Annotated in this window: 13 protein-coding genes; 1 reads left to right on the forward strand and 12 read right to left on the reverse strand. The window is 44.0% G+C overall.

Annotated features, from left to right (window positions below; all coding sequences use genetic code 11):
- Positions 1-9 precede the first annotated feature (9 nt).
- Together ACEN82_RS18245 and ACEN82_RS18250 are read right to left on the reverse strand one after the other, a co-directional pair.
- Positions 10-3,195 (reverse strand): SusC/RagA family TonB-linked outer membrane protein, encoded by a 3,186-nt coding sequence (locus ACEN82_RS18245; protein ID WP_413321390.1) that lies wholly within the window; start codon positions 3,193-3,195, stop codon positions 10-12.
- 106 nt (positions 3,196-3,301) lie between these two features.
- A complete protein-coding gene (locus tag ACEN82_RS18250) occupies positions 3,302-3,967 on the reverse strand; it encodes a DUF3826 domain-containing protein (protein ID WP_413321389.1) in 666 nt (221 codons plus the stop codon).
- A gap of 434 nt (positions 3,968-4,401) precedes the next feature.
- On the opposite strand from ACEN82_RS18250, the gene ACEN82_RS18255 reads away from it, so the two are divergent.
- Entirely contained in the window at positions 4,402-5,295 is an 894-nt protein-coding gene (locus ACEN82_RS18255) for an AraC family transcriptional regulator (RefSeq protein ID WP_090531643.1), read from the forward strand.
- Positions 5,296-5,491: 196 nt separating this feature from the next.
- Here ACEN82_RS18255 and ACEN82_RS18260 read toward each other — a convergent pair whose 3' ends face one another.
- From ACEN82_RS18260 to ACEN82_RS18305, 10 genes are all read right to left on the reverse strand, one after another.
- A complete protein-coding gene (locus tag ACEN82_RS18260) occupies positions 5,492-6,418 on the reverse strand; it encodes a dihydrodipicolinate synthase family protein (protein WP_413321388.1) in 927 nt (308 codons plus the stop codon).
- A 12-nt stretch (positions 6,419-6,430) separates the two neighbouring features.
- Positions 6,431-7,987, reverse strand: coding sequence for a sodium:solute symporter family protein (locus ACEN82_RS18265; RefSeq protein ID WP_413321387.1), 1,557 nt, complete (start codon positions 7,985-7,987; stop codon positions 6,431-6,433).
- A 479-nt stretch (positions 7,988-8,466) separates the two neighbouring features.
- Positions 8,467-10,893 carry a glycoside hydrolase family 2 TIM barrel-domain containing protein gene (locus ACEN82_RS18270; protein ID WP_413321386.1) on the reverse strand — a complete coding sequence of 809 codons (2,427 nt, stop codon included), beginning with the start codon at positions 10,891-10,893 and terminating at the stop codon, positions 8,467-8,469.
- Positions 10,890-12,014, reverse strand: a complete 1,125-nt coding sequence (locus tag ACEN82_RS18275) for a glycoside hydrolase family protein (protein ID WP_413321385.1) — start codon at positions 12,012-12,014, stop codon at positions 10,890-10,892. Before ACEN82_RS18275 ends, ACEN82_RS18270 begins: the two co-directional genes overlap by 4 nt.
- 13 nt (positions 12,015-12,027) lie before the next feature.
- On the reverse strand, positions 12,028-14,790 hold the full coding sequence (locus ACEN82_RS18280; RefSeq protein ID WP_413321384.1) for a family 78 glycoside hydrolase catalytic domain: 2,763 nt from the start codon (positions 14,788-14,790) through the stop codon (positions 12,028-12,030).
- A 9-nt stretch (positions 14,791-14,799) separates the two neighbouring features.
- Positions 14,800-18,447: a malectin domain-containing carbohydrate-binding protein gene (locus ACEN82_RS18285; RefSeq protein WP_413321383.1), complete on the reverse strand. Its 3,648-nt coding sequence runs from the start codon at positions 18,445-18,447 to the stop codon at positions 14,800-14,802.
- A 174-nt stretch (positions 18,448-18,621) separates the two neighbouring features.
- Positions 18,622-21,429, reverse strand: a complete 2,808-nt coding sequence (locus tag ACEN82_RS18290) for a glycoside hydrolase family 95 protein (RefSeq protein ID WP_413321382.1) — start codon at positions 21,427-21,429, stop codon at positions 18,622-18,624.
- A 5-nt stretch (positions 21,430-21,434) separates the two neighbouring features.
- On the reverse strand, positions 21,435-24,188 hold the full coding sequence (locus ACEN82_RS18295; protein WP_495643992.1) for an alpha-d-galacturonidase: 2,754 nt from the start codon (positions 24,186-24,188) through the stop codon (positions 21,435-21,437).
- 220 nt (positions 24,189-24,408) lie between these two features.
- Complete coding sequence (locus tag ACEN82_RS18300; RefSeq protein WP_413322600.1) at positions 24,409-25,956, reverse strand: MGH1-like glycoside hydrolase domain-containing protein; 1,548 nt, start codon at positions 25,954-25,956, stop codon at positions 24,409-24,411.
- Complete coding sequence (locus ACEN82_RS18305) at positions 25,956-26,972, reverse strand: zinc-binding alcohol dehydrogenase family protein (RefSeq protein WP_413322601.1); 1,017 nt, start codon at positions 26,970-26,972, stop codon at positions 25,956-25,958. Before ACEN82_RS18305 ends, ACEN82_RS18300 begins: the two co-directional genes overlap by 1 nt.
- Positions 26,973-26,976 lie beyond the last annotated feature (4 nt).

Below are 26,976 nucleotides of genomic sequence, written 5' to 3' on the forward strand. Positions count from 1 at the left end.
TTTCAAAGTTTAGAAGCCTAAGTTTAAACCAAAAGATACTGTGCGTAAGTTGGGATATGCCCCAAATGGTGATGAAATATCACGATAATGTTCGGGGAAGGGGTTTACAAAGTTGATTGGGTTTGTAGCTACCACATACGCCCTTATGCTTGACATTCCAAGCCTTTTTGTGATGGAAGCGGGCAGGGTATAGCTTAAGTTAGCACTGGAAATATTCCAGGTGAAGGGGCTAACAAACCAAAAATCACTTGTAGCACTCACATCGTCCGAGTAATAAGGGTCGGGATATTTAGCATTTGGATTAGATGGGGTCCAGTGGTCGGCCCAGAATACAGGCCTGTTCTGGTTAGCCGTGGCTTGTTTAATGGCGGCGCTCTCAATTGATTGGTTGCCACCCCAGCTCATTCCCATAACCACATTTAAGCTTAAAGTTTTATACGCACCGCCAAAGTTCAGACCAAGATTGTAGTGGTTTGATGATTTCTTACCTAAATAAAACTGGTCGTTGAGATCGTTTTGTTTGATAACACCGTCGCCGTTTTTGTCAACGTAATTGATCATACCAGGTGAAGGCACGTAACCAAAAATCTTAACGTTTTGCGCGCCACCGGCTGCTGCGGCCCTTTCTGCAATGATCGCATCAGCATCGGCTTGTGTACGGATGATACCGAGTGATTTGTACCCAAGTGTTCCCTGATCGCTTGATTTACCGGTCAAATCCTGAATGGTACCCACCTGCGCAGCAGCGATATCGTATTTAATGTATTTATTATCGCTCCAGGAAAAGAACGGGCTAAAATTATAGCTAAAATTAGAACCAATTTTGTCTTTCCAGCTTACAGAGATCTCGTATCCGAAGGTATTGACGATACCATAATTTTCGGCAGATGGCGCTGCACCTATGGTTACAGGAACTGAAGTGTTCAGAGATGCAAGCATATCATAGCGGTGCTCCCAGAAATAATCGGCCGAAACTGATAAGCGGTTACCCAGGAAAGCGGCATCTAAACCGTAGTTTGTTTTCAGGTCATGGTCCCAGGTTAAATTAGCATTCGGGATAGCGATATTTAGCAGTGCGCCGAGGCCCCTGTCGCCATTGCCGCCAAAAACAGCACCGCCTTTGTTGCCGGTACCAAACTGGTAGTTAACCGCGTATAAGAATGACGGTGTATTATCAGAACCCAACAAACCTACCGAACCCCTGAATTTCAAAAGATCAACAAAGCTGACTGATTTAAAGAAGTTTTCTTTTGAAACTACCCAGCCTGCTGAAGCCGAAGGGAAATATCCCCACTGGTGGCCCGGTGCAAAGTTGGTATTAGCATCCGCCCTCATGGCCAATTCAACCAGGTATTTATCGGCGTAGGCATAATTTACCCTGCCTGCAACAGCTTTACGGCCATATTCCTTCACCATTGTGGCCTGGTTTGACGATTGATCGCCGATGGTGAATGTCTGGTTATCTTTTCCGCCTACAATTACACCGTCGGCCTCAGCCGCCACACCTTCGCTGTATGATTCATATTGCTCATACAAGGCAAGGGCTGTAATTTCATGCGCACCAAACCTTTTGTGGTAAGTAAGATTTGCATTGAACTGGTAGTTATCGGCCATTGTTGGGGTAAGACGGACCCTATCCCCATTTTTTATCGCTTTTACACCCACCACTGTTCCTCCGGGAATATGGTTATTGTCGCCTTCGCCCGAATATTGGTTATAATAAAATGTTGAGCCATATTGCTTGTTAAAGGCGTTATTAAGATTACGGTTGTAGCTTACATTGGCAGTTAAGCCGCTAATACCCGGAATTTCGTAACTCAAATTGGCTAAACCATTAAATACAGTGTTATTGTTACCTGTATAGTTGTTAGAATTTTGAACAGCAAAAAAGTTAAGGTTATCGTTATTGCTGGTTCCTAAATATACAGGATGCCCGTCGATAAAATATTTTTGCCATGGTGGTGCCTGGTTAAGCGACAGAAAGTCGTTATCGGGGCTTTCGCTGGTACTTGATAGTTTATACCAGTAAATTTTGCTTTTAGCAAGATCTTCGCTCAATGACAATGACAGTTTTAAACCTTTAGCAACTTTTGCATCAACACTGGCCCTGAAGCCGAAGCGATTGGTATTTACACCTTTAAAGTTAGAGTTTTGATTTACGTAGTTCGCACCGGCAAAATAGGTAACCTTATCATTACCTCCGGTTATGCTAAGCGCGTTCCTGCTGGTTACTGCCGGTTTAAACGCCTGCTCCAGGAAATTCTGGTTATTGGCTTTAAAATACTCAAGCTCATCCGGCGTATAATATTTTAAGTCTTTATTGCTTAAATCGCCGTTGATATAACCTTCGGGTGTTATGGTGTGGTTATACCTGGTTTGCTCAATATCATTCAAATAGGTAGCCATTTGAAAGCCCGACATCATTTTAGGAAGCTGAATTGCATCGGCAATACCTACTGATGAACTGAAGCTTACCTTTGGCCCGCCGGCCTGGCCGCGTTTGGTTGTTACAACGATAACGCCATTCGCGCCTAAAATACCGTATATAGCAGCGGCTGCATCTTTCAATATCGAAATGTTCTCCACCTCACTTTGATCAAGCAGGTTGAAATCTGCTTCACTACGTTGTACACCATCAATAATGTATAATGGTGTTGTACTACCGCCATTCTTTGCCAGGAAAACAGGGTTACGAATGGTGATGGTTCCGCTTTGGCCCGGCCTTGCAATACCGCCGGTAACACTTACCGCGGCATTGGTTCCGCGTAACGCGGCAGCAAGATTAGTGGTTGGAATATCCTGGATGGTTTTCATATCCACCGCGGCAACAGCACCTGTTAAGTGGACCTTCTTTTGAGTACCATAACCTACTACCACAACCTCATCGAGGGCATTTTGTGATGGTAGCATTTTAAAGTCGGCATTCATCTCGCCAATCTTCAGTGTTTTTTCCTGGTAGTTGTATCCAAGAAATTTAGCCCCAACCACAATGGCCTGCAGATTAGTAGCCTTAATTGAATATTTACCATCGGCATTGGTGATAGTACCTGTAGTACTGCCCTTTACCTGGATGGCAACCCCTGGCAGCGGAGCACCTTTTTCGTCCGTAACCGTACCTGTTATATTACGGTCCTGGGCTTTTAGCGCGCTGCCTAAGCACAGCAACACCGAAAGTAAGAGGAAAAGTTTTCTCATAAACTTGATAATTTAATTTTCATGATCAGGTTAATTAATTAGTATAATTGGTTTGCCCGGCTAAAGCTTATTTCATGATACCGGGATATTTAGGTTAGTTCAAAAATTATTGTTTTGCTGCCTGCCGCTCTTTGATCCGTTTTTGCCACTCTTCACCCTCCTTTTTCATATCGTAGCCCTGTGCGGATAGGTAATTATTAATGCGGCCCTTAAACTTCCCAAACCAGGCATGTTTTTTCTCTGCCGATTCGGCATCTATAGCATTCTCCCTCGCTTCCAGCAGCCATCCTTTAATTTTGTCTTTTTGCTCCCCGGTAAGGGTAGGTATTTCATCCTGGTAAGCGGTATAAGTGATGGGATAAATGCGGTAGGTCATGCCGTCTTTTATTTTATCAACCTCATCAGCGCTTAATTCCTTATTCAGCTTATTGATATATGAGGTATGTAAAACCTTAACCTGCTTAGCCACATTACTATCTACAAGGGCGATTTTGGCATTGGCACCTGCTTTATCATCGGGCATCTGGGTTTTAATATCATTTACTTTTGCTTTACGCGCATCATAAATGGTGTTCAAATCACTGTACTGGGCAACTACAATATCACGCACTTTCTTAAATTTTACCGAGTCGGTGATGCCTGCTCCTGTAACAATTTTGTTTGAACGTTCGGTTATAACTTTTATATAGTTGTTATCCACTGGTGCCTGCGCGAAAGCCTCACTGACTGCAACTGATAATAACAATATCACTATGTATTTAAAGTGTTTCATGGTTGTTTCAATTGGTTAAATTCTTTACAGTTTTTATAAAAGCCCTTAAAAAAGTATATGGTATCCTGCCATTTTTTACGCAATTAATTGTTCATATCACAATTAATTAACTGTTAAAATCTTGTCAGTTCTAAAAGCCTGATAAAAAGTATAATTAATTTTATTGGTTTATATTTCCTGGTATCCGGCAGCCTGATTTACAAGTTGCTTTAACAAATATCAATGGTTAGCCTTTGCCTTTCCTATTTGTATTTATCTATTTATTATACAATCTTATCATAACCCACTTTTCGTGTTAGGCTAATTTTTTGTCAAAAGAAAATTACATTCGTGCAAATTGGGTTTGATTAAAAATTACTACTTTTAAAATATAAACCAGCGCGACGCATACTTAATTGTCCGCTCACCTGCTAATCTTTATTGATTTTTACAAAATGAAGCCCCATTTTCTCAAGGTTGCGGTAAAACCGCAAAATTCATTCAGTATCAGGCATGATATTTTGCCCACCTTCCGGGGTATCTGGCACTACCATCCCGAGCTTGAATTACACTACGTAATAAAGGGCGAAGGGGTTAGGTTTATCGGTGATAATATCAGCAATTTTTCGCCAGGCGAAATTACTTTGCTTGGTGAGGCCCTGCCGCACTGCTGGCGCTGCAAGGATGAATATTTTTTGCCCGAATCCGGATTGAATGTTGAGGTGATCGTGATTCATTTTTTGCCTGATTGCCTTGGCCGTTACTTGTTAAATTTACCCGAAGCGTTCATGCTGCCCAAGCTTTTTGAGAAAGCTAAAAGCGGAATGGTAATTAAGGGCGAAGCAAGAACCGAACTGGCCAAACTGATGCGGCAGGCAGCGGAAGCCACCAACCTCGACAGGATCATTATCCTGCTATCGATACTTAAAGTGCTGGCCGAAAACGAGGACTTTGAACCGATAACATTATCGCACAGCGACTTCCACCAATCAAACGAATCGGATACTATCCGCCTCAATAAAGTATGCTCCTATACATTGGCCAACTATAAACAGGAGATCAGCCTGGAAAAAATAGCAGCTATTGGCAACCTAAGTGTTACCTCCTTTTGCCGGTATTTTAAACTGATGACCAAGAAAACGTATTTTGATTTTTTAACCGAGATCAGGATCAGTCATGCCTGCCGCTTTTTGATTGAGGACAAATTACCCACCGAGGTTTTGTGCTTTGAATGCGGTTATAACAATATCTCAAACTTTTACCGACACTTTAAACGGGTTACCGGCATGACGCCTCTTGAGTATAAACGCCGTTATATTAAAGGACAAAAGCAGGCAATTTCTGCTTAATTGGGTTAAGTATTAAGTCGTTAGCCAAAAGTTCCAACAGGCTGTTTTAAAATGTAGAGACGCATCACATGCGTCTCACGCATGCAAATCCAGGGTTTAATGAATTACAAAACGGCTTGTCCTATGGGAGACGCATGTGATGCGTCTCTACGTAAAAACTTCACAACAGAATTTAAACAGGACTTTCAACTTAAGACTAATCAATACCGATCTCACTTTGAAGTGTAGTGTAGTTAGCGTAAAGATCTTCTATTTTATTGCGGATGGCCGGCGAGAAATAACCAACATCGCGCCGGGTAGTTGTTGATATTTTGAAGCCCCGTTTGGTAAGATAATATTTTGCAATAACCGGGTAAACATTGTGCATCACATCCATGTTGTCGGTTAAAAATTCCTGCACCATGGCAACCTCATGCTGGCGCGATGCATCGGCATAATGATTGCATACCCAAACAATAAGCTCAGGGAAGAAATTCCCCTGGATACATGACAATCCCGCCGAACCTGCTTTAAGCGATTCAACCGCATGAACCATGTAAGCATCATACAAACCAAAAGCTGAGTTAATTTTACTTGCCTCCAATTTCTGTTTTACCACGTCAATTTTAAGACAGGTATCTTTATGATATATTACCCTGCCTGTTGCTGCAAAATGATGAAGCTGTTCTGCCGATAATAACCTTTTGTATGGCACGGGACATTCGTAAAATCCTAAAGGAATATTTTCTGTTTGATCAAAAAGATCAAAAACGCGATCATTAAGCGCAGTATCCGGCTCATTTGCATCGGCCAGTAAACTGGTAATGGCAATTACCGCTGAAGTGCCGGTATCATACACCCTCTTTATAAAATCAGCTTGTTTTTCAACCGGGCCACCAAAGGTACCGGTAGCTACAACAGGAACAGCGCCATCAACAGTTTCAACCACGTGTTTGATAATTGCTAACCGCTCCTCACCGCTCAGTTCAAACATTTCGCTCGAGAGGCAATTGGCAAACACACCGGCCGCACCCGCGCGCAGGTACATTTTGGTTAAGCGGGTAAGCGCTGCATAATCAATAGCACCGTTATCTTTAAAAGGCGTTAACATTACCGGGATAAAACCCTTTTTTGATTGTTCCATCTGTGATGATTATTAAACTGTTAACTGCCTTGTTTTGGTTAAAAAAATTCCTGTTAAAAAAATAGCCAATGTGCCGGCTACAATGATCATATTGGTATTCAATGTGCTGCGAAGGGCCGCGTATTGCTCGGGGATAAGAGTAGGAAAAGTAAGCCAAAGGATCACCAAAACACCTATGATACTGGCAATGATGGCCTCATGGTTACGGGTTTGCCTGCTGATAATGCCCAGCAAAAACAAACCGAGCATACCTGCTGCAAAAATCCCCGAAAGCTGCCACCATAAATCAAGGATACTTTTTACCCCTATCATGGCTATGCCTGCCGCCATACCTGCAAAGCCAAAAAGCACGGTACCAATGTGCAGGGCGTTCAATGTATTTTTTTCATTAAGTTGCGGCTTAAAGTACCTTTTGTAAATGTCGATGGTAAAAACGGTAGCTGATGAGTTCATGCCCGAACTGATGGTGCTCATGGCAGCTGATAAAATAGCAGCTACAATAATACCAACCAATCCTGCCGGGATTTTGGTAACCATAAAATGCGGCATGATCTTATCACCGTAATCGGCAGGGGTTAATTTGTTCATAAATGCCGAAACCTCATTTGCCGAAGCCGTTGCAGGCAGGCGCTCGATAGCTACCTGGTGCTTAAGGCTTAAGATCAGATCGGGATGCTGACTATAGTAAGCATATAAGCATGAACCTATTACAAAAAACAGGAAAGATGCCGGCACGTAAATACCAACGCAAAGCCATACCGATTTGGCGGCCTGTTTGGTAGATGTAGCCGCATGATAACGCTGGATATAATTTTGATCCATCCCAAAATTATTTAGATTGATGAAGAAACCATAGAACAGGATCACCCAAAAAGTTGGTTCGGTAAGGTTCAATGAAAAACTGCCCAGGCTGAATTTGTGATCAGCTTTACCAATTTCTACGATCTTATCAAAGCCGCCGGGGATGCTGTTTACCACCAAATAAATGATCAGCAGGGCTCCTAAAGTTTTGATGATAGCCTGCACAACTTCTGTCCAGATCACAGCTTTGATCCCTCCTGATACTGTGTACAGGATAATAGAGATTCCCATTACCACCATAATGGTCTTCATAGACAGACCGGTAAGCGCCTGCAGGCTTAACGCTATGCCAAAAAATACAGAACCCATACGGGCTATCTGCGTAAGCAAAAAGCAAATAACCGCGTAAACCCTTGCCCATGGGCCAAAACGTTTTTCGAAATGCGTATAGGCCGAAATGTTACCGGTATTACGATAAAATGGTATAAAATATTTAACAGCAATCCAGGCCGCAAATGGCATGGATAGGCTAAAAACGAAAGCGTTCCAGTTGCCGCCGTAGGCTTTGCCGGGTACACCTAAAAAGGTGTTACTGCTTAAAAAAGTAGCATAAATTGATAAACCGATAGCCCAGCCCGGTATTAAACCAGATGCAACGGTGAACTGTTCGGCATTTTTATTTTTACGCGAAAAATAAAAACCCACCAGCACCATAGCTATAAGGTAAATACCTATAATGGTAAAATCTAACACGGGCAACACTTTCATGCGTTAATCGGGTAGTACAGTAAAAATTAGTATTGTGGTTTAAAATTGTATAACAAATTTAACGTCCAGCAGTTAACCTTTACTGTAATATTTTCTCCTGCTACTGTAGGATATTAGCACAAACAAATAAATATATAAACAAAAAACGCCGCCGCTTGGCTCCAGCCGAGTGGCAACTATTCTCCGGCCTCTGGCCGGTATACACAACACTTGTTTACGGCGGCCAGAGGCCGCTTGATAGCTGCCACTCGGCTGGAGCCAAGCGGCGGCTGGAATTTTTTTTACTTTTTTTTAAAGAATAAAATAATCAGACCTATTGTTATGGGGATAAGGGAAATGAAATATGTGTCTAAACCGATCCTTCCAGATTCACCTTCAATTTCCGGGTCATTCAGCATTCTTAAAAAGATAAAGAAAAGAACTCCTATAATTATAAAAACTACACCTGAAACTATTTTTAAGGACTTCATATTCACTCTTTATTTTTGTAATTGTAATTTAAAAGCGATACGGTTACTTTCAATAATTAAGTGAGCCGGTTTCAGTCCACCAGCCGTAGCAGTAATGGTAATTTTCCCAGCAACAGCTTTAGATTGAATAATAGCCAATCCCAAACCATTAAACAGGTGATGCTGATCAGATACAAAAGGTTCCAGATCTGTTTGTGAGCCATTATCCACTCCTTTTAGTATTCCCTGCCCGGTTACTTTAAAATTCACCAATTGATTAGCATCGGGCACCGGAACGTTGTTTTTATCCAAAACAGATACGGTAATGTACGAAAGATCTTTACCATCTGCCTTGATTTTATCACGATCTGCTTTTAGCTGTATTTTGTAAGGCTCACCCGCCGTAACCACCTGCGTGGTCATCACCACTTTGCCTTTACGGCGCGATACTGCTGTTAATACTCCCGGTTCATATTTAACGTGCCACATTACATGCAGATCATCGCCGGCTTTCTTCCTTACACCAATCGACTTGCCATTCAAAAATGCTTCTACCTCATCGGCGTTATTGTAATAAGCCCAAACATCAATCATCTGTCCCGGCTTCCAGTTCCAGTGTGGTAACAGGTGCAGAACCGGTTTATTTGTCCACTCGCTTTGGTACATGTAATAAACATCCTTGGGGAATCCGGCCAGATCAACAATACCGAAATATGAGCTACGTGCTGGCCATAGGTATGGGGTTGGTTCACCGATATAATCAAAGCCTGTCCATACAAAAAGCCCCGAAAGAAAATCATGTTTCTTAATGATCTTCCAGGTTTCCTCATGCGTTGAGCCCCAATAGGCCGACACATTATCATACGATGATACGGTGAAGTCGACATTACCATCCTTCAACGGGGTTTTACCGTCCTTTGGCCAGCGCCTGATACTATCCGACGGCATATCATAATGCCCCCGGGTTGCCAGGGCCGACATATTTTCGGTACCGATAAACTTTTGACCGGGGTAGTTTTTCTGAAAATCTGCATAAACTTCCTGGTGGTAATTTAAACCAACCAAATCAAGCGCACCCGATTGGTAGATGAAATTCTTTTTAGGATCGGCTTCGCTCAATGCCGATGTAACCGGCCTGGTATTATCCAGTTGCTTTACAATTTTAACCAGCTCACGACCAATACCTACACCCGTACTGTCAAATTGCTCCCTGATTTCGTTGCCAATGCTCCAGGCAAAAATGGACGGATGGTTACGATCGCGTAAAACCTGGTCTTTCAGGTCTTTCACATGCCACTTGTCCCAATCCTCGTGGTAATCGTGTTTGCTCTTTTTCTTCTTCCACATATCAAAAGCCTCGTCCATCACCAGGAAACCCATTTTATCACATAGGTCGAGTAATTCGGGCGCGGGAGGATTATGAGATGTACGGATAGCATTGCAACCCATATCCTTTAAGATCTGCAATTGCCGCCCAATAGCGCGGGTATTAACAGCCGTACCCAAAGTTCCCTGATCATGGTGCAGGCATACACCAAGAATTTTCATCGGCTCACCATTTAAGCTGAAACCTTTATCTGCGTCGAAATTAAAATACCTGATACCTGTAGTGGCGATATAATCATCAATAACCTGATCACCAGCCATCAGTTGCAGCTTTACTTTGTACAAATAAGGATGTTTCACTGACCATAGTTGAGGATTGTTCACCCGGATGCTTTGCTGAATTACAGTGTCCTTTACGGCAGTGGTAGCAGATCCAACAATCTTACCCCTATCATCCAGAACAGACGCTTTAAGCTTAAACTTTGAATTAATTGAACGCGGCAAAATTGTGCGAATATTGACATTTGCCTTTTGATGATCAACCCGCGGCGTAGTTATAAATGATGACCATTGCGGCAGATGCGTTTTATTAACCATAGTTAACCAAACATTACGATAAATGCCCGAACCTGTATACCAGCGTGAGTTAGGCAGATCACTATTATCTACCCTTATGGCGATAACATTTTGTTGTGTGCCAAATTTTAGATAAGGTGAAAGGTCATACCTGAACGAGATATAACCATTAGGCCGCCTGCCCAGATAATGACCGTTTATCCAAATTTCGTTGTTATGAAAAACACCGTCGAAATCAATCAAAATAGTTTTAGTTTTTGACGATGCAGGGATCAGAAAGCTTTTACGATACCAGCCAATGCCGGCCGGCAATCCGCCTTCGGCTTGCGTGGTGGGATTTTTACTGTCGAATTTACCTTCAATGCTCCAGTCATGCGGCAAATCAAGCTTTCGCCAGCGGCTATCATCATATTTTACATTGTTCGCCGTCGAATCATCACCTAAAAAAAACTTCCAGTTGGAGTTAAAACTTTCTGTTTTGCGTACGCTTTGGGCAGATACAAAACCAGTCGCAAAAAATATTAAACACAGTAGATACAGATAACTTAGCCTCATGATTTCGTTTTGCTCTTCTTAACAGGCGGCGCAACAAAGTTGAGCTCGCTTTTACCCAGATCTTTTGAAGTAGCTACTGCTATACCGCGCTGATCTGCTTTGTTTACAGCACAATAAAAGTGATAAACCACGCCTTTGTATTTCACCACGCATGATTTATGGGCAAACATGTTATCATAAGGCTCGGACGATTGAATGAGCTTCTCCCCTGTCCAATCAGTCCAGTGCACCAGATCATAAGAGCAGGCAAAGCGGTTAAACACGCCCGAATCGCCGGTTTTCCAGAAAGCGCCGAAATAAAACATAACATATACATTTCCTATTTGCTGAATGTATGGGTCGCCGGTAATGCCGTCACCGTGATTCAATACCGGGTCTTTGCCAAAACGTTTCCAGTGCAGCATATCATCAGACACAGCCATGCCAATGCGCTCGGCACCACGTTTTTTATTAACGCTGTCGCCATTGGCGTTGTAGTACATAATGAACGCGTGACCGGTTAGCTTCTTTTTATCCCAGATCACGGTTTGTTTGTATTGCGTATGGTTATCCCACCAGCTTACATCTTTATCAATGCTTGATAATACGGGATGATCTAACCCTTGCCACTCATGCACCGTACCCGGATCTTTATCGGTAGAAGCCACACTTATGGATAGCAAACCTTTCTCATAGCCTTTGCTTTGCCCGCCGAAGTACGATAACCAATATTTGCCATTATACTGCTGCAATTTGTATGATCCACCCCATTTATAATCCTGCAAACCGACATAACCGGCTTTTTGATTATTGTCCCATTTGGTAGTATCATCCGAAAATGACAGAATCCGGCCCCGTGTTTTCCAGTGCAGCAGGTCCCTACTATCGGCCAGCCAGGTTTCATAACCGCGACCGTTAAAAATAATATAGCTCATATACCAGCTGTTACCCCCGCGAAAAACTGTAGGACAATCAGCCTTTTGGCTATTATCTTCAGGAGCTATCACCAGACCATATTTGTAAGGCGTTTTAACCTGCTCGTAAATGTCTTTCATCACCTTTTCGGGTACTTCCTGGGCATGTGCCCTAAGCAGTAACAAAGTACAGATAAGGAGTGCAGATGATTTAAAAATGTGTTTCATTTTAGTTTTAATATTATTTGGCGATGAATGTATAGTTGCCTGAGCCAGACTTGATCTCTGCCTTCCCATCGTGATAACCTACAAATTTGATATCATGACGGGTTTTGATATTTTGCCCGTCGACCATTATAGTCGCATTATTTTTTACGGGCAGAAAGATACTTGCAGTAGTATTTGCCGGGATACTTACCTCCAGTTTAAACTGCCCCCGCCCCTTCTCCCAACTGCTTGAAATATTGCCATAGGGCGATTTATAATTAGCCTTAGTCCAGGTTACATTGCCCACAGTTTCGGGCCTGATCTCGATTTTATTAAATGCGATGGCATCATCTGCAGGGCGAATGCCAGCCAGGCCGCTGTAAAACCATTCCATCAAATGACCTAACATAAAGTGGTTGTTGGATACCGAAGTTAACGCCGCCCATGATTCGGTTAAGGCAGTGGCACCATGGGCCAACTGATAACCATAGCCCGGTACATCGGCACGGCTGTTCATATCATAGATCACATCCGAAAGGCCTTCATCATCCAAAACCCGTAACAGGTAGCGATAACCGATGTCCCCTGCGGTAAGGGCATTCCCTCTGCCGCGGATATCTTTTACGATATTATTCACTACAGCTGCTTTATATTGTGGCTCAACCAAGCCGGCATAAACCGACATAGCATTGGCCGCCTGACTGCCTGTGCCGTATTGTTTAGTGTCAGTATTAAAAAATTTTTGATTGTACGCCTGTTTAACTTCGGCTGCCAGTTTTTTGTATGATGCAGCATCATCGTTTTTTCCAAGCAGGGTTGCTATTTTTCCGGCTATATCGAGGTCATAGTAATACAGCGAAGTAGCTGTGATGCCCTGCGGAGTTAACTGTGAAACACCGGGAGGATTTGGGCCGAGGTCATACCAATCGCCAAGCCCCTGATACAGCAAATGGTTTTGTGATTTTTTATCGAGGTAAGCCAGGTACCGTTTAATCATATCATAGTTTTGAGCAAGAATCTCTTTATCGCCATACCATTGGTACACATACCATGGCAGGATCACCGCGTTGCTCCCCCACTCAGGCGAATCGCGGAAAGGCTCGTCAAACTTTACATATTCGGGTGAGATCTCGGGGATTAATCCGTCTTCCGTTTGGGAAATGCGCATATCGTTAACACACTTACGCGCCAGGCCCACAATGTCATAATTATAATGCAGGGAGCTGCCAACTAAATGCGCTTCCTCCAGCCAACCCAGTTTTTCGCGGTGAGGGCAATCGGTAAATACGCTGGCCATATTACTTTTCATGGCCCAATCAATTAGTTTAAACGTTTTGTTAAACAGCTCATTTGAACAGGCGAAATTGCCCACGGTTTCGGCACTGTTACGGGTATGCAATCCTTTAATCTCTACAATTACGGGCAACCGGTGAGGGTTGGTTTCACCTTGAGTTACAGCACTCTGTATCTGCAAATACCTGAAACCGTAATAAGTAAACAAGGGATGCCAGGTTTCAACGCCGTTACCTTTCAACACATAATCGTAATAATGTGGACTGCCGGAAGCTTTCTGGTTAGCGCTCCCATCTTCATTCACCAATTCGGCGGGGATAATACGCACGGTATCTCCTTTTTTACCTTGCACAGTAATTTGCGGGATTCCTGAAAAGTTCTGGCCCAAATCATAGATCCATGCACCATTAGCAAGTTGCTTTTTATTTTGAGGCTTCAACGCCTGCATAATTTTCAAAGGCTCGGCCATTTGCGCGTTCAATTCGGGTATGCCATCTACTTTAACAACATTTCGCCATTTTAGGTCGTCAAAATTGTTGGTATTCCAACCCGGTTGCTCAAGGTTGGCGTTATAATCCTCGCCACCATAAATGCTACTGAAAGTAACCGGCGAAGGTGTCGTTTTCCATGAGCCATCGCTAACAACATTTTCTACCTTGCCGTTATCATATTCCAGCATCAAACGGCAAATCATTTTAGGATAACCAAAGGCACCGGTGAGCTTGCGATAACGCTTATCCCGCGGGATATAGTAAAATCCGTTGCCCAGCATTACGCCAATGGTATTTTTTCCCGAAAGAAGTTGACTGGTTACATCAAAAGGCACATATAAGGCCTGCTTATCATATTTTGTCCACCCGGGATCAAGGAAATGATCGCCCACTTTTTTACCATTCAGGCTTAGCTCAAAATGACCTAACCCGCATATATAAAGCGTGGCTTTTTTTAGCTTGGCATCAACATTAAAGGCTTTACGGATTAAAGGCAAAACATCATTGGCTGCGCCCAGCCTTTTAGGCCCTTTACCATGATAAAAGGGAACAATGACCGATGAATCAGGTAATTTATCATAAGTTATCCAATCGGCACCATGCCAGTCTTTTTTTGTAAGCAGGCCCATTTGCCAGCTGGCAGTATTACTCCATGCCGATGCTTTGCCATGGTTGTCCCAAACCATTACCTTCCAGTAATATGTTTTTGCGGCTTGCATAGGCTTGCCATTACACGAAACCTGTAACGACGCACCGGATGGTACCTTTCCCGAATCCCATATATCGGCAATATTCCTTTTGAGTTTAGCAGCGTCACCGGCAACCAAAACCCGGTAGGCGGTTTGCATAGTATTCCGGGCATCGCTTTGCATTTGCCAGCTCAGCTTTGGCTTAAGCGATTCGATACCCAACGGATTGGTTTTGTACTCGCATTGCAGGTTTAACACCTTCAGGCTTTGCGCAAAAAGTCCGAAGGGCAGTAACAAAAACAACAGGCTGATACTCTTTTTCATGTTAATATTTTATTGCATTTCGATACCCGAAACAGCCAAACCATCAGCTTTTATGCCCGTGATCACCAGCTTATAATTCCCCGCATTGATACTTGTACCCGTATTGGTTGCAACCGTGCCCGATTTATTTTTAGCAACCGGTTTAAAACTCAGTTCTTCCTCCTTCATCACCGTACCATCGGCGGCCAGTAATTGCATTTTTGCCGTAAAAGTTTGATTGCTCTGGTTATAATATTTTATGCGCAAGGCGTACAAATCGGCAACACCCGGTGTTAACGCGAATGCCACAGTGCCGCTTGCCACGCTGTTAAATTTAATTACTTTTTTTCCGTTCAGGGTGTCTGCTTTTAAACCATCGCCTTTTATCTCAGCCGTCTCCGCTTTATAACTTACGGTTTTATGAAGATCAGTAGCAGGTTGCAGCGAAGTAACAGGCAACACCACCACGGTGTACATGAACCTTCCTTTATTTTCGCCTAACGTAACTACATCAGCCTTTTTAAAACGCTTCCTGTAAACGGGTAACTGATAACCTCCATCGGCATCCGTTTTTACAAACAAGCCTGTGTTTTCATAATTAGCAATCCAGGATGGTCTTTGCAAGGCGGGTATGTCCATAGCAACGTAAACATCAGCGTCAGCGTTTAAAGTAAACGAACAGGTTTGAGCCTGATTTGAATTAGCTGTACTTATCCAATCTGCACCATAAAATATTGGCGGCAGATCATTAAAAGTTACCCCGGCATCGGTGTATTGTTTTTGGCCGATATCCATCCAGCTTTTTATCATCCATTTATTGTTGCCCTGTAATTGGCCGATTATTCCATTACCTGCCTGTTGTGGTTTTACTGTTTTATTTAAAGTACTGATGGCTATAGCTGATATGATCGCCTCGCCTGCTGCTGCGTTTGGAAAAGATATGCTTAGCATCCCGCCTGTAACATGCGCAGTGATACTTTTTTTAAGCGCCTCGTTATATCCGGCTTCTTTCCAGATATCAAGATTGCGGATCATAGTTTTACCATTCACCACCGCATCAAATAAACGCCAGCCACTGCAATCCATCCCGCCGCCCGTGCCGTACCAGGGTTCGGTAAAATATAGTTCGATACGGTAATCCCCATCGGGTACCGGGAAATTGAATTTTAATTTATCCAAGCCATACCTGAATGTCCGGAACAGTTCTCCATCAGCCGTGTTGCTGATCCTGTCGAAAGTGCGTTGCTGACTGGCAAAAAACTGGGGCATACCCGGATAATCATCCGTCCATGATGTGGAGCCGGGTTGGTGTTTATTATCCTGGTGTTTGTCGGCCATCCAGGTATTGCCGTAGGTATCGGTGTAATCCGGTCCTCCGCAATTGAGGCGGTACAAATAGTTATAACCTGCTTCGGGCTTCAGGATAGCGGGATCCTCTTTTGGCAAATGGGGTGCTTGTGGCAGATGGTTCAGCATGATCTCATCATGCGCTACCTGCTTACCATTAATATATCCCACAGCATACAGCACATTATATTTAATATCCGCGCCATCCCATTGAAAATGTGTGCCGATCCCCTGTCGTTTTCGTATGCCTAATGACTCATGGTTGAGATCATTAAAAAGCTCAACCTCATCGCAATTGGAGTAAACAATTATACTATCCTTCTTACCCGGAGTAAGCCAGCGGTGGGGCCAGGTGTGCGATACGATGTAAACCATCGGCTCGCTACCTTTAGGCGCATAATTGGCCCTGTACATGTAAAACGCATCGGTTGGCTGCCCCCAGGGTGTAAACAAACCTTTATAGTTAACAGGGCCAACCCTATCCAGTTCCCGCTGCCCTTCGCCGCCTTGTGTGCGACCAGGGTTTTCATGCGAATAGAGCAGCCATTGAAAATGCCCCGCAACCTGATTTTTTACAGACTCGGCCAGGCGGACTTTGGTTTCCATCAATTGGGTCATGCGGTCTTCACTCAGGGGGCCGTTTGCATTGAAAGGGCCTTCGGTATGCAGACCCAAACTTCGCCATGCACCATACTCGCCTACTAATATCTGTTTTTTCAGGTCATCACCATAAGTAAGCGGGTTACCGCCGTAGGTACCCGTCCAGTTTTGGGGCACGTCCCAATCGGTGCCTTCTCCGCCGTTGCAGGTTGTTATTTTGCGTTGCGATGAGGCTGTGGGGTCAAGCTTGCGAATGAGATCGCTGCATTCGCGGGCAAAATCAGCCGGTAACTTGCTTTCGTTCTGTAATCCCCATAATATCACCGAAGGACTGTTGCGCCGTTCCTTTACCCAATCAACCAGTAAAGCTTTGTAATTGGCCCTGAACTCCGGCGAGTCGTACCAGATATGTGCTGAGTACTGCGGCCACCATAAAATGCCCAGCTTATCCCAATACTGCTGATAGGCGAGGTTATGAGGCTGATGAGCATCCCTGAAAGCATTAAAACCAGCTGCTTTTACCTGCATTACCCTGGCTTTGATCTCCTGCGTTTCAAAAGCCTGGCTTTTGCCCATTAGGTGTTCGTACTCGGCAATGCCATTGATAAAAACAGGTTTTCCGTTGAGATAAAAACGATTGTCCTTATTATTGCTGCCAATTGGCCAGCTAATCCACCGGATACCGTAAGAGGTTTGAGTTCTGTCAATCAGTTTTCCATCGGCCCAAACCTCTGTTATTACCTGGTACAGGTAAGGCTTTTCTAACGACCATAGCTGCACGTTTTTAACATCAGAAAATTGTTGACTTACCGTATTAACCTCACCGGCTTTTAATATTTTTTTTGCTTTTACTTGCGCGATAGTTTTGCCAGCGGCATCAACCATGCTGTTTGTCACGGTTATTGCAGATGGCTGTCCGCTATAGTTTTTAACTTCAGTTTCGAGATTAAGCGTAGCCGATTTTTCACGAACGGTAGTATCGTTCCAGATATGCACACCAAAAGGTTCCACCCTGACAGCATTGGTAACCATCAAATGCACCGGTCTGAAAATACCCATCGGCTGCGAACCCTCCGAAAAACCCGGATCATCCGAGCAGGCCCCGCAAACCCATGGCAGATCTTTAATAAAAGAAGGGTGATCGGCCTTAACGCATAACAGGTTTTGCTTGCCTGCTTTGATAGCATCCGTTACATCAATGGTAAAAGACGTACGTCCGCCGGCGTGGTAGCCAACCTGTTTGCCGTTAAGCCAAATCGTGGCATAAGAACCAACACCTTCAAACCTCAGGAAATACCGTTTATCATTTTGTTTCTTTTCCAGAGCAAATGTTTTGCGGTACCACGCGGTGCCATGCCTGTTGCCGTGTTTTAGGCGGCGATAGCCTCCGTAGGTGTCCCAGTTATGCGGTACATTTACTGTTTCCCATTTAGCATCATTAAAACCGGCTTGCTCAAAACCGGCATTAGCTTTTGGATTGTTATCATCTGCAATACTTTTCCAGTTGGTATTTAGCGGGATATCATTACGCTGTGCAAAAAGGTAACTATTGAAACGAAGAAGCAAAAACAGCAGTGAGGCAATCAGTTTAAAAAAAGGGAAACTTACTCTACGCGTGCTTTCAGGAGTAATAGCCCATGAATCGACAGAGAGAATTTTGAACGTATTGGGCCGCGCGATTCCCTCCCTTGGGAGGGTGTAGGGAGGGGTTTCAGTGAGATGCCCAGTCATTGAGAGGCGTATAAACCCCTCCCTGCCAACACGCAATCCTAACGCACCCCTCCCAAGGGAGGGAATTGTCAACACGTGAGCATTTACGCTCTCAAGAGGAGAATCGCACAATCCCAAATCACATTGTTTTTTTTCTGCGATCCCATTGTGATATTTTTGAGTTTCGCCCATCTTTTATAATTGTTTCAGCTCGGCATCAAAGCGATAACTTTTACCTTTTTGAGTTTCGATATCGATGGTCTTTCCGGCATAATTTAAGCGACAGGTTTTACCCAGTTTAGAAAACACCTGCAGGTTTTTCAAGCGCCCGTTTTGCCATTCAAAATCAAGCACAAAACCGCCCCTTGCACAGATGCCTCTGATACTGCCCTGCGGTAATGCAGTTGGTAAAGCAGGTAACAATTCAATAACGTCACCCTGACTTTGTAAAAGCATTTCGGCTAAACCTGCGGCGCCGCCAAAATTTCCATCAATTTGAAATGGCGGGTGTGCATCGAACAGGTTATGGTAAACGCCGCCTTTCTCCTTACCCGAGGTTACATCCGCGGGCGACAGTAGTTTAGTTAACATCAAATAAGCGTGATCTCCCTCGTGCATCCGCGCCCAGATGTTTACTTTCCAGGCGATACTCCAGCCAGTGCCTTCATCGCCACGGTATTTCATAGATTGTTCGGCGGCCTTCAACAGTTCGGGAGTTTTAAGCGAGATCTCAGTGCCGGGGTAGACGCCCCACATATGCGAAACATGCCGGTGGGTATCCGTAGTATCGTCCTTATCTTCAAGCCATTCCTGTAACTGGCCGTATCTGCCAATTTTATTTGGTGCTATCCGGCTGTATTTGAGTTTTAATGTATCGGCAAAAGCCTTATCGATATTCAACACTTTGGCAGCTTCCATGCAGTTTTTGAACAGGTCGCGGATGATCTGGTGATCCATCGTTGGCCCCGCAACCAAACCCCCATGCTCCGGCGAGTTAGATGGCGTGCTGATGAGGAAGCCGGTTTTCGGATCTTTCACCAAAGAATGCACAAAGAACTCGGCTGCACCCTTCATTTCGGGATAAGCCCGTTTTTGCAGAAAATCCTTATCGCCGGTATACAAATAATGTTCCCATAACTGATGGCAAAGCCAGGCAGCGCCGCTAACCCAAATGCCATGATTGGAAGCGTTAACAGGTGCCGCCCCCCGCCATAAATCTGTATTGTGATGCAGCACCCAACCCGGCGCACCGTAATGCTCAACCGCGGTTTCATGACCCGTTTTGGAAAGATCATCAACGATACTAAAAAACGGCTGACTGCAAGCTGATAAGTTAAGCACTTCGGCAGGCCAGTAATTCATTTCGAGGTTGATATTGGTGGTGAACTTACTGCCCCACGGCGGTGTAAGCAGGTTATTCCACAATCCCTGTAAATTTGCCGGACCACCGCCCGACCGGGATGAGGAGATCAACAAATACCTGCCATATTGTGTATATAAACTAATAAACGAAGGATCTGGCGACTGGCTAAACTTCAGGATCCTTTCGTCTGTTGGCAGCTCCGCGTTTTCTCCCTTGCCTAAATTAATAGAAAAAGTATTGAAATATTTTTGATAATCCCAGATGTGAGCAGCTTTGATACTTACATAACTCTTAGTGGCTATAGCTGTAATTTGTTTTTTGCAGATGGCTTCCGGATTACCTGATACATCATGATAGTTTTTAAAATTAGTTGCCGCTGTAAGGTAAAATGTGGCTTCATTAGCTCCGGTAACCGATATATCTTTAGAATCCACTACAACCTTACCACCCGCCGCCTGTACATTTAGATAGCTTACGCCACGCAAAACACCATCTTTTACTTTTAAAGATAGCGCAAGGGTATGGTTATCAACTTTGCGGGTAACGTAATTTTTATGCAGACTACTTAGCAAAGCTTTGAGTGTAATTTTACCGGGTTTATCGGCAGTTAAATGCACTGCCATCACCTGATCGGGAGCACTGTTGAAATATTCGCGGGTGTAAGTAACATCATCCACTTTATAGCTCACATGGGCAGTGGCATTGGTAAGATCAAGGTCGCGTTTATAGTCCGTAACCTCCTGTTTTGGAAATTGCAGGTACAGATCGGCAAAGGGTTGGTAATCGGCATTGTAACGGGGATATGCGGGTGGGCTATCATCCTGGATAAAATATTTCCATTGACCGGCCAAACTAATCGCATCACATTCACTTCCTCCGGGATAAACAGATAAAGTTTTAGCGTTGCTTGTAAATCCACCTTTATCGTAAAAATTAACTACCTGTACAGCGATCCTGTTTTCGCCGATATGTACCTTATCAGAAGGGATAATGTATTTCCTGTAAGCGTTACCCGATGTTGTGCCGATGTAATCTCCGTTAAGCCAGGTTCGGTCTATATCACGTATCCTACCTAAACTAATTACGATATTTTTTCCTTTCCAACCAGAAGGAATATTAAAATACTTAATAAACCAAACTGCTCCATCCAAACCTTCAAAACCGGGTGTTATTTCCCAGCCCTGTTCAATTGGCAAATTGATAGTTCTGAGATTATTATCATGAAATAGCACGTCCTGCGGTAAATGATACGAACTCATCATATTAAACCATTTCGCCGAATCAACCGCATAAGTGGCTTCATTGCTCTTCATCCCCATAAAATGCTGCTGGGCCAGGGCCTCTGCTTCGGCTTGCTTACCATCTGCAAGGAGCTTGCGGATAGGCTCTAAATATTTTACAGCACCTTTACGGTTATAATCGCGGGGACCGCCTGTCCAAAGGCTTTGTTCGTTGTATTGGATATGGTCTTCAGTAACGCCGCCATAGATCATACCTCCTATCCTGCCATTGCCAATAGGCAAAGCATCCGTCCATTTTTGAGCGGGTTGCTTATACCAAAGTTTTAAGGACTGCTGGGCAAAAGCCTGTACAGCCCCAAACATTAATATCGCGATACAAAAACTCTTTCTGCTATTCATAAACATCAGTTAAAAAGCCAGCGTAAATCTTTGATATTACCTTCGTTGCTCAGCCCGGCGTCGTACACCGGCACATTAGCGTCAGCATCAACAATGCCTAATACCAAAGCAGCACCTTTGCCTAAGGTAAGCGTATTTGAACCTGCCTTAAAGGTATAGGTATGGATATTTACCGGCGGCAAGCCATCAATTTGAATGGCATTGGCAATCTTGATATCGGCCTGCCCATAATCATTGGCGCTGGCATCTGTTTCCAGCTGCGGTTCGGGCAGGTATTGAGGCAATTTACTATTGAAAAAGCCAACCAGCACCTTTACCGGTCTATCATTTTTAAAGCTGATTGTCGTGCCGTTCTTCTGCTGATCGGTCTTGGATAGTTTTACACCTTTTAGAGCCGCCAGTTCTTTTGCGATATTTTTGATGGCTGCTGCTGTATCGGAAAATACCACTTCGCCGGCTTTGACCTGATAACTGCTACTGCCACTATTTTCAAACCTCACAAGCGCATCTTTCAAAACCACAACCTCCTTTTGTTTTTGCTGTGTTTGAGGCGATTTCAATGAATCGATATTTCTTTTAAAATTATCCAGTTCCTTTTGATAAACCGGCAAAAGCTCGGCCCAGGTTTTCATTTTGGCATCATTGCCTCCAACCGGGATTTTGCGTTGTTTGGTTTGCATGCTGTTGGCATACAGGTAAGCATTTTCAGTTAGTTTCACCAATTGCTTATAATAATCCAAACTGGTTTGCAACTCGGGTAAAGCCTTTTCCAGATCGGCAACATCATCTGAATATTTATAGCGCAACACCCATAAAGCTGCTTTTGCTTTGTAAGCATAATTATTGGCCATTGCGTTATAGCAATACATATCATTTTTTAAGCGGGCAAACTCGGCTTTATCTTTACTAATTTTCAGTGATGCTTCGTCGATAGCCTCAACGGCTTTTTTCCCTTGCACTATTACACTATCGATAACTTTAACCGGTGTTTCGCCTATGTGCGGCTGGTGCTTCCACTCCTTCTCGGCATACTCGCTCATCATTTCACCAACAGGGCTTTCGGAGTTATAGAGCAAAGAAAACAAACCATACTTTTCAGGATTAACCAGTTGACTCATCAGCATCCCCAAAGTCATGGTTTGGCGGTTACCATCGGTGATCCCGAAACGCCGCAATAACTCGGGTGAGATATTGCCTGATTGTTCATAAGCTTTTAAGATGGCTTCGCCATGAGCCTGGTCGCATCCGTATTTATCAGCCAGTTGTTTTGACCAATAGTTTATTTCGCCGGCCCTGTCCCTCTTGCTGGTCCAGGCGTAGCGCGACCATGCTTTATACCAGATCCAATCCCTGTCCAACTGCAGCAGGCGTTTGCCATCCGTTTTATCTGCTGTATAGGGCCAATCCCAATAGGATGCCTGCGGATACAGGTGCAAAGCATTTGCCCCATAAACGGTATGCATGGCCTGCACACATTTCTGAATAAAATCGGCCGAGCCATAGCGGAAAGGCTCCAGGTTGGCAAGGATATGCACATTTTCTATTTGTACGGTACCGATATTACTCAAAGTGCGATGAAGATCAGCCCAGGGACCATGTGGTTCATACGTAGTAAGTGCCTCACCATTGTATTTGGCCATGGTGTACAGGTTGTGATATAAAGGTTTGGCGTATTTCATCACCGCAGGTGCGTCGGTATCATGCGCACGGAGCACAATCGGCGGCTCATCTGTGCGCCCCAGGGCTTTTAATCCGTCTTTTACGCCCGGAATAATGGTTTGCGTAAACCAGTCGATATCATCCTGACCTACACCTTCCATGGCTTCGCCCAGCGTAATCAACAATCCAACATGAGGGTATTTTTCAACAAAAGCAGCTATTGATTTACGGGTATAATCGGCGATGACGGGTACAATGTGCCGGTTCCTATCCTGCGTTTTTAGGTTATTTTTTTCGGCGAAGGGCTTGGAGACGATGATATTGTAAAAACCCTGAATAAGCCAGATACCGCGTTTATCAGCCTCTTCGGCTAAAAAACTGTAGATCTCTTCGTTTTTCTTAAAAGTAGCATCATCAACCTCAACAGCATACGGATAATCTTTTACCCTCACCAATGAAGCAAAAGGATGACCATTCCACAAATACAAAGAGTTCATACGGTTATGCGCCAGCGAATCCAGGTAACGGATCCACAGAGCCTTATCATAAAACCATGGAAAATTCTGCGGCGTATAAGGATACTCATAAGTACCGCGACCAGGTAATAAAGCAGGCTTCTGTACGCCGATGCATGCACCCCGCAAAACCATTTCGGGCTGATCATGCAGGTTGATATTTACGGGAAGCTTGTTATTTAAATTGATCCTATCCGCCAGTTCAAGACAGCCATAAAGCGCACCTGAATTATCGGCACCTGCTATCAGGAGTTTATTTTTAAGGCCGCTATCACTGATTATAAATCCCTCTTTTCGGGGTTGACTATTTGCAGCAGCCGCGAATTTCTTAACCGGAGCATCGGTAAGCAGCCCAATAACTATTGCGCTACCGGAAGGCATTGCGCCTTTATAAGTTTGTTCAGTAACCGAATATCCCGCATGCTGTAAAGCCTGAGTCAACTTTTGTACGCCATAGCTTATCCTTGCATGATGCTTAGATAAGGTAACAATGGTGACTTTTTGTGACTTTCCCTGTGCTTTTAAGTTTGAATGAAAACAAGAGATTAATAGCAACAGCAGCAGGCAACGGTTAAACAGCTTCATTTTCATTGGTATTTAGACAGGCGTACCCAAGCAGGCTTTCAATATCTAAAGCGAATTAGCTTCTGAAACCTACTCTTTAGTTTTGAACTTAATTGGTTGTATAGTATTCAAAAATATCAGTACGCTGCTGCAATTTCATCTGATATTTTCTCTATCTACTATACGATATTATCATCATTAAAGCCAACAAGCCAATAAAAGAGAGAAAATGAGTCAGGATTTAACCCGGGAGTTTCACCAGTACATGCTTCAGTTGCGTACTCCGGGATATCATTTTTCCATCGGCATAAATGATAAAACCTTTGCCTTTGCGATATTTAGTGCCGTTTTTATCCCATACAATACTGATAGTATGCCCGTGATAAAGCACATTATCCAGCGCAAACCATTTCCATTGATTTTGAGGGATTAGCGGGAAAACTTCCAGCATATTATCTTCACGCGGTTTCAGGCCTACAAGGTCATTAATTACTAAGTCGCAAAAACCGGAGTGGTTATAGTAACTGCTGCGAGGGTTATCACCTTTAAGCCAATAGCCTGTTTTTTCGTCCTGGTACTCGCCCAAATAAGGCAGTCCGCGTTTGATGTGCGAAAGGGCATATTTATGTAGTTCATTATAAAAAACACCTGCGTTCATGGCGCCTTTATTTTGATAAGTGGTAAGCAGGGTAGCCAATCCTTTCAATGTTTGGGTAGTGGCGAAAGGCCATACAGCGCCGTCCCACTCGCAGCCGTGCCCGGTACCATGGGTGCGGAACAATGGGTGCCTGCGCTCGGCAGTAGTAATTCCCCAGGGTGCATTGAAACCTTTAGGATCTGTGAGCTGGTCCCATTGTTTGGCATAAGCGGGTTTATCATCGGGCAGGTTAAAATACCAGGGGATAAAGCCCAGTTCCTCGCGGGCATTGGCAAAATGGCCATCGGGTTTACGCACTTCAAAAAAGGATGCGCTATCGTTCCACAAACTATCCTGCACCAGTTTTTTTAGGTCGATAGCCTTTTGTTTATACTTTGTTTTTAGCGAATCATTACCGGTTAGCGCCGCCATTTTTGACAAAGCCACGGCATTGCCATACATGTAGCTATTAATAGTAGGGCGGATATTTTTGACTTTGCGGCCCCCGCTGATACTTTCCTCCATCGCGTCGCGTACATCAAACTGCCAGAACAGTTTGGAAGGCAGCTGCTTTTCCGTTTCCCAAACGTGATAATCAGTATTGAGTAAAGGCAACGCCTGCTCAACAAAATGTTTATCAAGGTTTACGAGGTAATAATTGTAAACTGCATCATCTATCCAGCTACTGAAAGCATGTAAATGAGGTTTCTTTTGTTTGGGATCAACATACAGCCAAAAGTTGATGTACTGGTTGATGTATTGCGGATCATGCAGCCAGCGTCCCTCATAAATCTGGTGACCAAGGGCACTGCTTGAACTATTATAAACGCCGGTAAAGCTAACCGGCGTTATAAATTCGGTAAAAATGAAGCCATCGGGTGTTTGTTTCAAGTGTTTCCTGAACGTCCACCAGCGGTAATAATAGATTTTTTGAATAGCCGAGTCCGGGCAATCAAATAAGGGTACATTTTTGGCCAGCCATTCGTAAGCATGGTCATTGGTGATATAGTTTTTAACCGTTTCGGTATCGGTTTTATTAAAACCGTTTACATACGTTTTCAGCTTGTCAAAACCCACTATATGCTTTTGCTGTGCGAAAGCATTGCATGCAATACAAAAAAGCAAGCCGGTCAAAAACGCCCTTTTCCTCATCAATATACTTCCACAATTGCTTTTATAACGCCATTTGCCGGGTTAAGCCAGCTTTCAAACTGATCTTTAACTTCATCAAAAGTTACCCGGTGGGTAATATAGGTTTGCGGGTTTACCAAACCATTTTTCATGGAACGGATCACGTGTTCAAAATCCTCGCGGGTAGCGTTGCGACTGCTCATCAACGTGCTTTCACGTTTGTGAAACTCGGGGTGACTTACAATAAGTTCGTCTCGTTGTAAACCAACCAACACATACCTGCCGCCATGCGCCAGGTACAAAAACGCGCCGTTTATAGCCTTTTGATTGCCGGTAGCATCAATCACCACAGTAGGCATATCGCCATTGGTGATCTCTTTCAGGCGCTCATTCACATCTTCGTTTTTTACGTTGATGGTATAATCAACCTTCAAATTTTCTCTGCAAAAATCAAGACGCTGTTCGTTCACATCGGCAGCAATGACTTTTGCTCCTGCAATGCGGGCAAATTCCATAATACCCAAACCTATAGGGCCGGCGCCAATAACCAGTACAAATTCGCCCGGCTTTACATCTGCCCGTCGTACCCCGTGGGCACCAATAGCAAGGGGCTCAACCAAGGCCAGTTCGTCAAAACTTAAGCCCTCACCATGAACCAATAGGTGTGATGGGACCTCCAGGTATTCGGCCATACCGCCATCGGTATGTACGCCGCAAACCTGGATATTTACACAACAGTTTGGTTTGCCCGAGCGACAAGCGATACAATGCCCGCAATTGAAATACGGGATAAAAGTAACAGCCTCACCTTTTTCAAAACCTTTGGCATTGCCGGCTTCAACCAGTTCGGCCGCAAGTTCGTGGCCTAAAATTCGTGGATAGCTAAAAAATGGCTGAGTACCTTCAAAGGCATGCAGATCGGTACCGCAAATCCCTATTCGTTTTATTTTAAGCAGTGCATTACCCGGTTTTAATTGGGGTACATCAGCAGTGCCATAATCCAATTGACCGGGTGTTGTACAGGTTAGTATTTTCATTAGT

This window comes from Mucilaginibacter sp. Mucisp73, assembly GCF_059491465.1.